Origin of the sequence: Enterococcus sp. (assembly GCF_022711995.1) — a bacterium.
In the GTDB taxonomy this organism is placed as follows: Bacteria; Bacillota; Bacilli; order Lactobacillales; family Enterococcaceae; genus Enterococcus_D.
The window spans coordinates 23,660-29,742 of the sequence record NZ_JALAHI010000008.1 but is presented as its reverse complement, the minus strand read 5'-3'; the positions used below and the strand labels follow the sequence as shown (position 1 = coordinate 29,742).

5 protein-coding genes and 1 pseudogene are annotated in these 6,083 nt (G+C 42.0%); 4 read left to right on the top strand and 2 right to left on the bottom strand.

The genetic code is table 11. From position 1 onward, the window contains the following. The 3 genes from Q0A12_RS00635 to Q0A12_RS00625 all read left to right on the top strand — a co-directional run. The coding region (locus Q0A12_RS00635) for an ABC transporter substrate-binding protein/permease (RefSeq protein WP_291290797.1) at positions 1–1,320 on the top strand (1,320 nt) is incomplete at its 5' end. After that, positions 1,313–2,035 carry an amino acid ABC transporter ATP-binding protein gene (locus Q0A12_RS00630; protein WP_291290796.1) on the top strand — a complete coding sequence of 241 codons (723 nt, stop codon included), beginning with the start codon at positions 1,313–1,315 and terminating at the stop codon, positions 2,033–2,035. The genes Q0A12_RS00635 and Q0A12_RS00630, both read left to right, overlap by 8 nt. A 19-nt stretch (positions 2,036–2,054) precedes the next feature. After that, complete coding sequence (locus Q0A12_RS00625; protein ID WP_291290795.1) at positions 2,055–3,206, top strand: pyridoxal phosphate-dependent aminotransferase; 1,152 nt, start codon at positions 2,055–2,057, stop codon at positions 3,204–3,206. Positions 3,207–3,261: 55 nt separating this feature from the next. Here the strand turns inward: Q0A12_RS00625 and Q0A12_RS00620 are convergent. Together Q0A12_RS00620 and Q0A12_RS00615 are read right to left on the bottom strand one after the other, a co-directional pair. Beyond that, positions 3,262–3,968, bottom strand: a pseudogene (locus Q0A12_RS00620) (DUF4811 domain-containing protein). Further along, positions 3,965–5,443 carry an MDR family MFS transporter gene (locus Q0A12_RS00615; RefSeq protein WP_291290794.1) on the bottom strand — a complete coding sequence of 493 codons (1,479 nt, stop codon included), beginning with the start codon at positions 5,441–5,443 and terminating at the stop codon, positions 3,965–3,967. The pseudogene Q0A12_RS00620 and the gene Q0A12_RS00615 overlap by 4 nt, the downstream one beginning before the upstream one ends. A gap of 136 nt (positions 5,444–5,579) precedes the next feature. Between Q0A12_RS00615 and Q0A12_RS00610 the strand changes: the two genes are divergently transcribed. After that, positions 5,580–6,047, top strand: coding sequence for a MerR family transcriptional regulator (locus tag Q0A12_RS00610; protein WP_291290793.1), 468 nt, complete (start codon positions 5,580–5,582; stop codon positions 6,045–6,047). The last annotated feature ends 36 nt before the right edge of the window (positions 6,048–6,083 follow it).

The following is a 6,083-nucleotide window of genomic DNA, read 5'->3' as shown; positions in this document are numbered from 1 at the left end:
CCCTACGAGTTCCATACAACGATTGATGGCAAAGACCAAATCGTCGGCTTTGATATCTCCATTGCCCAAAAGATCGCTGACGACCTAGGTGTCGATCTTAAAATTGAAGAGTTAGGCTTTGATGCCCTTTTAGGTGCGTTAAAAACAGGAAAAATCGATCTAGTCATTTCCGGGATGGCTGCCACCGAGGAACGGAAAAAGGAAGTTAATTTTTCTGATACCTATATGGAAGTGGAGCAAAAAGTAATTGTTCGCGCCGAAGATCAGGATCGCTTTCAATCAACGGCAGACTTTAACGGGGTACCTGTTGGCGCACAAAAACAAACCACACAAGAAGATTTAGCAAAAAATGAATTGTCCGGCTCAAAAGTGACTTCGTTACAAAAAGTCCCTGATCTAATCACAAATCTAAACTCTAAAAAAGTGGATGCGGTAGTTATGGAAGGCCCAGTAGCAGAAGCTTATGTCAAATCAAACGATAAATTGGCGATTGCGGACAATGTGGTCTTTGAGAAAGGAATCAAAGAAACGGCGATTGCCATTTCAAAAGATGCTCCCCTCCTCTTAGAAAAAGTCAACGGGACGATTGCTACCATTCATGACAATGATCTCTTAAGTCAATATCAAGATGAAGCTTATGCACTGATGTTCAACGAAGACACAGGAACTCAAGACGAAGGTTTCTTTAGTAAATACTTGCCATTTTATCTTTCGGGAGCTGGCTATACGATTTTCTTAGCTTTCATTGGGGTGCTCTTTGGTTCGGTTGCCGGAAGCTTGCTGGCCTTCATGAAACTCTCGGCTTCCAAGCTCTTACGCTGGATCGCAGTCATCTATATCGAATATGTCAGAGGAACGCCGCTTTTGGTGCAAATCTTTATCGTCTATTTCGGGACGGGTGTTCTAGGTTTGGATCTCTCTAAATTGACAGCAGGTTGTATCGCTCTGGCACTTAATAGTGCCGCCTATGTGGCTGAGATCATTCGTGCCGGCATCAATGCAGTCAACAAAGGCCAACTGGAAGCTGCCCGCTCCTTAGGGATGAATCAGGTTCAAGCGATGCGTTTTATTATCTTCCCGCAAGCTATCAAGAATATTTTGCCGGCTCTTGGCAATGAATTTGTGACAGTCATCAAAGAGTCTTCCGTAGTTTCCGTCATCGGTGTCTCTGAATTGATTTTCCAAACCGGAGTTGTTCAGGGTGCCAGCTTTAAACCCTTCTTGCCTTACGTGATCGTTTCATTGATCTATTTTGTCTTAACCTTTGCACTTTCACGTCTATTAGGAGTTGCTGAAAGGAGAATGAAAACAAGTGATTAGCATAAAAAAACTTTTAAAAAACTTTGGTGAAAACGAAGTGTTGAAAGAGATCGATCTTGAGATTTCGACAGGTGAAGTCGTGGTGGTCATTGGTCCATCAGGAAGCGGCAAAAGTACCTTTCTCCGTTGCTTGAATCTTTTGGAGCAACCGAGTGATGGCCAAATCGAATTTGAAGGAACCAACCTGTTAGCCAAAGAAGTGGTTATTGATCAGATTCGACAAAAAATGGGAATGGTATTTCAAAACTTCAACCTCTTCCCTCATAAAACTGTTTTGGAAAATATCACTATCAGTCCGATCAAAGTGAAAAAAGAAACACCGGAAGCGGCAGAAAAAAAGGCCTACGCCCTCTTGGAACAAGTCGGGTTGGCGGATAAAGCTAACAGCTATCCAGCCAGTTTGTCTGGCGGACAACAACAACGGGTAGCGATTGCTCGTGCACTGGCCATGGATCCAGATGTCATGCTTTTTGATGAACCAACTTCAGCATTGGATCCTGAAATGGTTGGAGAGGTACTAGCCGTGATGCAAGCACTTGCTGAAAAAGGGATGACGATGGTCGTAGTGACCCATGAGATGGGCTTTGCCAAGCAAGTAGCAGATCGCGTGATCTTTATGGCTGACGGTGTCATTCAAGAGCAAGGAACACCTGCAGAAATATTCGATCATCCGCAAAATAGCCGGACACAAGATTTTTTAAGAAAAGTTCTATAGAGAAAATGGAGATGAAACAATGACTCAACCTATGATTGCCCAACGCTTTCAAGCCCCCGAAGAAAACCTGCTGATGAATATTGCAACAATTGCGAAACAAACGCCAAATTTGATTGATCTCTCGATTGGCGATCCTGATTTGATCACGGATCATTCGATCATCGAGGCTGCATTTGCCGACGTCAAAAATGGCCATACAAAGTACACCGCTGCGGACGGCAGTGCCGATTTTATTCAAGCGGTCGTCGACTTTTATCAAACCCACTATGGATTGACCTTTGCCCCGGATCAAGTTCGGGCATCCGTTGGTGCGTTGCATGGGATGTATCTTGCTTTGTGTGCGATTTTAGACCCGGAAGATGAAGTAATCATCCATGAACCCTATTTCTCTCCTTACAAGCAGCAAGTCGAAATGGCTGGTGGAAAGCCAGTGTTCATTCCCACATATGAAAAAGATGGCTTTCAAATCGATGTTGCGGTATTAAAAGCAGCGATCACAGATAAAACAAAAGCGATTCTGATTAATTCTCCCAATAATCCTACTGGCGCAGTCTTCTCACCAGCCACTTTCAAGGCAATAGCGGAAGTTGCCAAAGAGCATGACTTGCTGATTTTGTCGGATGAAGTCTATGAAGCGTTTTGTTTTATGGATGAATTTGTTCCTATGGCAACATTCGCCCCGGAACGCACCATCACTTTCAGCAGTTTTTCAAAAGCCTTTGCTATGACTGGCTGGCGAATTGGCTATATGATCGCGCCTTCTGCCGTTAATCAGGTCGCAAAATTGATCAATGAAAGCATTGCTTATTCCGCTCCCACACCTTCTCAACGAGCAGGAATCTATGCATTGACCCATTATGATGCACTTGTTCCTAAAGTCGTTGAAACGTTTAAAGAACGGTTGACTTATGTACACCAACGAGTGGCAGCGATCCCCTTCCTTTCTCTGTCTCCTGTCAAAGGAAGTATGTATGCTTTCATCAATATCGAAAAAACTGGCTTGGACTCCGTCACCTTCGTTGAAAAACTTTTAAAAGACACAAGCGTTTTAATGGTTCCAGGAAAAGCATTTGGCGAGACTACAGGTGATAATTATGTCCGCTTAGCGGCAACTCAATCCATGTCATTGCTAAAAGAAGCCTTTGATCGAATAGAAAAGTTATCCTTGTAATCAGAAAAAAAAACTCCCAGTGCAATTTTTCAACCTTGCACTGGGAGTTTTTGTATTATTTTTTCGCTTCTTCAATCAATTTAGTCATTGCTTCTTTTTGGTATTCTGCAGTGAACTGACTGATTTTTGCTTTTTGCTCTGCTTCATCCATGGTCGGATCAGCCATCAGTGCGGCTTGCATCTTCTCTTGAACAAAAGCTTGGCCTTCCGTTTTCATTGTTTCTTGTTGTTTTTCTGCTAAACTCGCTAGTTTTTTGCTTGATCAACAGTTAAAAGTGCCCAGGAATCTGGAAGAGAGAAGGTATTCTCTTCACGAATAAACTCTTCATCATTTCCAGCTATTCCAAACAAGAAACGATAAACATCATTTTTATAGGTCCAACGAGTCGTTTTTGTTTCTTTTTCTGCCGCTTTGGCATTTTCAACGACATGATTCGTCACGTGGTCCATTCTGGTTTGTTTTGGTTTCTTTTGGGACTCATCCGTCCGGTAAAGATAGATCTTCTCTGTTCCATCACCTAGCGGCTGATAGAGCAGCATAGATAGCTGATCACTGTCACTGCTAGAAACTAAAGGCTTTGTAGTTGTTGTAGTGGTTTTTTCCATCCCAAAGTGTGCCGATAGATTGGCCATCATTGCGGTTAAACTCAAGACGAAAATCAATCCGAAAACAAGGGAAATCATCGTTTGCACTTTGTTTTTCGCAAAAACATTCAAAAGGGCAAAGGCAATCACACTGATGACGACGATCAGTAACATCATTTGTCGGCACCTCCTTTAAGAACAGTCAACTGAGGTTCTTTTTTCTTTAATGCAAAGGCAATCAAGAAACCAATAAACCCGAACACAACAGCCACATAAAAGGCGGCATGATACCCTGACAAAGTGGCTTCGATTGCTTTTTCTTTATAAGCCAGCGGCGTTGCTTTCAACAAGCCGTCACTTGGAAGATTTCCTTTTGTCACATTCGACAATACACTAATCAAAATCGCCGTTCCAATTGAGCTGGCCACTTGGCGGAAAGTGTTGTTAACAGCTGTCCCATGACTGATCAGATTTCCTGGCAAAGCATTCATACCAGAGGTCGTCACAGGCATCATGACCATGGAGATCCCAAACATACGGATCGCATAAAGAATAACAATGTGTAGGATTGGCGTATCTTTTGTTAAAAAGGCAAAAGGTAATGTAGCGGCTGTTAGGATAAACATCCCAGTAATAGCCAAACGTTTTGCACCATATTTATCAAAAATAGCCCCAGTGATCGGCATCATTGCCCCCATTACTAATGCGCCTGGCAGAAGCATCAATCCAGAATGAAAGGCAGATTCTCCGCGGATATTTTGGATATATAATGGTAAGACCATTTCTGCCCCTACCATAGCCATATTGGTCACACCAGAAAGAATGGCCGCTAATGTGAAGGTTTTCGATGAAAAGACGCGTAATTCCAAAAATGGGTGTTCGATGTGCAATTGTCGCCAAGCAAAAAAGGCGATAAACAAGACACCAACTACTAAGAAACTAATGACTTCTACGCTTCCCCAGCCTTTGTCTCCCACACTAGAAAAGCCATACAACAATGTCCCAAAACCAATTGTAGAAAGAATGGCCGAAAAGATATCGATTTTTGGATGCGATAACTCAATCACACTCTTCATTAGAAAGACAGCTAGAATCAGCACTAAAACAACAATTGGAATCACCATTCCAAATAAATAGCGCCATGTATAGTGGTCAATGATCCAACCAGATAACGTTGGGCCTAAGGCTGGTGCTAACCCGATAACGATTCCAGACATTCCCATTGCCGAGCCACGTTTTTCCGGAGGGAAAATCGATAGCATAATGTTTTGCAATAGCGGCATGGAGATCCCAACACCGGCAGCTTGGATCAAACGACCTAATAATAAGATTGAAAAATTAGGAGCAGCAAAACAAGCGATCGTACCAATCAAGAAAATCGTCATAGCCGTTAAGTAGAGATTTTTTGAATTGAATTTATTGATCAACCAAGCGGTGATCGGAATCATGATCCCATTTACGAGTAAGAACCCCGTTGTCAACCATTGAACATCAGAGGCCGTAATATCGAAGGCGTTCATCAAGGTCGGAAAGGCAGTTGTCAGTAAAGTCTGATTCAATACTGTACAAAACGTACCAATCAGCAAAACGACAACCAATAACGAACGATTGTACGGTTTACCGTATATATCTAAAGCACGATTATTTGACATATTTCACACTCTTTTCACAAAAATTTTCAACAGCACTATTCACTTTAAAACTTTCTCTTACATTTGTCAACCTACTTGACACAAAAGTAAAACAAGTTACAATAAAAACAAATACCTTGCCAAGAATGGAGAAAGCATGTCTCAAACCTTTCGTAAATTATTAGAAAATGACAATTTGCTTGTAGGGATCAGCGAGCTGAGTCAAATGTGTGAAGTCTCCCCACGACAGTTACGCTACTGGGAACAAAAAGGATTGATCGAATCGGTCCCTCAAGAAGAGAATGCCCCACGTAAATATCGATTGCCTACGGTAATCAAAGTTGAATTGATCAAACGTTTCCTCGATGAAGGATTCACTTTGACAAAAGCCGTAGAAAAAGCAGAGGAAAAAATTCGGATCGCTCACCATATTCGCAAAGTCTTTACCGGGGTCCTGCAAAATTTAGAAGTGGTCGATGATCGATTCACGATCATCAGTCTTGGACCCATCAATGAATCCAATCAAATTCTGCATATTATTCATGACGATGTTTCCAATCAATTAAACTATGAATTATTACCGGAAAACCAACCCTTGACTATTGATAAATACCAACAACGGTAAAAAGACTTTCAATGATCGAAAAAAGGATTGTCCCAG

Bases quoted from the DNA above. Each gene is read 5' to 3' on its own strand.
- Q0A12_RS00615 (WP_291290794.1), bottom strand. From the start codon at position 5,443: ATGTCAAATAATCGTGCTTTAGATATATACGGTAAACCGTACAATCGT.
- Q0A12_RS00625 (WP_291290795.1), top strand. From the start codon at position 2,055: ATGACTCAACCTATGATTGCCCAACGCTTTCAAGCCCCCGAAGAAAAC.
- Q0A12_RS00610 (WP_291290793.1), top strand. From the start codon at position 5,580: ATGTCTCAAACCTTTCGTAAATTATTAGAAAATGACAATTTGCTTGTA.